We start from the raw sequence: 1725 nt of genomic DNA, 5'->3' as shown, positions 1-1725 counted from the left end.
TAAATCGGAATATGCGAAGGGAATTTTAAATCTATTCCCTTTATTTATGCGTGATAACGGAGGGGAAAGGTTTGGGGTTTACTTCCTCAAACCTCGATGACGAAGTTTGCTTACAGTGTGAATACAAAGGTGTTGGCATCGCGAAACAGTCGCACCATCTATTTGGAATAAATAAAATCCTATCGAAGCGAGAATTCCTGCCACTACTAGACATCGCGGTTCCACATACATTAATTCCAAGAGAATTTGCAGCTTTAATCAAAGGAGATATATCCTTCGAAGAAATCATAAACATGATCTCTGAAAGAACTGAAAATACGATAATAAACCAAATATTACGGGAAGAAAGATATTCTCTAAGAAACAAACGTAAAAGACCTTGGTCTACAAAGACAAGGAGACCTTTTAGAGGATGTCTAGACAAATTAGAAATAACATTTGGAGAAGAGATAAAAATAGCCGAAGAAGTTGTTGAAGAACTAGGAGCACCATTCGAAAAATCGAAAAGAGGTAGACCACCTATTTACGATGGTAAAAAACTGGCAGCCTCACTATTGGCTAAGGGAATGAATTCTTTTGTTACATTGGCTGCAGAACTGAAAAAAATAGACTACAATATGACCATAGACGGAAGTAAAAGGTACCCATGTCCTTCAGAATTGCATCACATATTCGAAAAGATACCATCCGAATGGCTTGAAAAAGCAGTACAAAGGCTAGACGAACTTTTGGTTGAGAATTATTCAAAATTCGGCGAGAATTTGGACATTTTTGTGATAGATGGCTCGGCAATAACTTGTGAAACTTTAGTAGAGAAAAAAATAGCTATGAAAGGAGAGCTTCACAGGGAATATCAAAAGTATCTTGCCGTTACTAGAACAGCTACCAGTACCGTGAGGTGCATCAAAAATCCGACGAACAAGATTAAAGACATCATTCCTTGCTTACCACTGGGCTCGATTCTTCTTGGAGATCCAGAGTTCGATGTTGAAGAAAACTACCGTGAAGCATATAAATTTGGGTTAGAATTGCATATTAAACAGAAAAAAGGAAATCCACGCAAGTCTTACAGAAAGAAATCTCGGAAAGATTTTGACAGCAAAAAATATCGAATGCGAAAACTCGGGGAAAGATACTTTGGTAATCTTGAATCGAGAAGATACAAGTGCTATTTTAGGAAGCCGGAAAACAGACATAAATTTTCTATCTTGATTTCCTGCGAACACAATATTCGAGCATATTTCAAGAATAAAGCGTGGTGCGATATGTTTGTTAGGCCAGGACTTTAGAAATTCACTCTGAAGGAAAATCTTGCCTTGGGATAGCTGTGGCTCTATCAATTATTCTACTTTTTTCTCTCGAAATTGTTTGATATGTTTGTTTTGATATGGAATGTGATAGGTTATTATCATTTACGTTGGTCGTTAGACCATTTATGCATCATTATTCAATCGGGTACAGTTTAATTATTGGATGGGTTCGATGCGAGCGCAGATAATAAAAAAGCAGCCACTCCTGGTGTTCGCTCTATTTTAATTGCGCTCTTTATATGTATTATGGCGAATCCGTGATCCATATCTATGATATAGTTAATCACTCTTAATTAACCCGCATACTTTATATAATGAAAGCCATTATACATAGCATGGCTCGAATAAGAATACCGAAAAGTGGAAACAAAACACTCAAGCGAGAAGTCACTGATAAAGAAGTTCTTCAGTTCCA

Annotated in this window: 1 protein-coding gene; it reads left to right on the top strand. The window is 36.9% G+C overall.

Features of this window, described 5'->3' with window-relative positions; translation table 11 throughout:
• The first annotated feature begins 50 nt into the window (after nucleotides 1-50).
• Complete coding sequence (locus U9O96_03135) at nucleotides 51-1289, top strand: hypothetical protein (GenBank protein ID MEA2054101.1); 1239 nt, start codon at nucleotides 51-53, stop codon at nucleotides 1287-1289.
• The last annotated feature ends 436 nt before the right edge of the window (nucleotides 1290-1725 follow it).

The sequence above is a fragment of the Candidatus Thermoplasmatota archaeon genome, assembly GCA_034660695.1.
Lineage (GTDB): Archaea > Thermoplasmatota > E2 > UBA202 > DSCA01 > JAYEJS01.
Note: the sequence above shows the minus strand (reverse complement) of the source record. Positions and strands in the feature narration are given on the sequence as shown.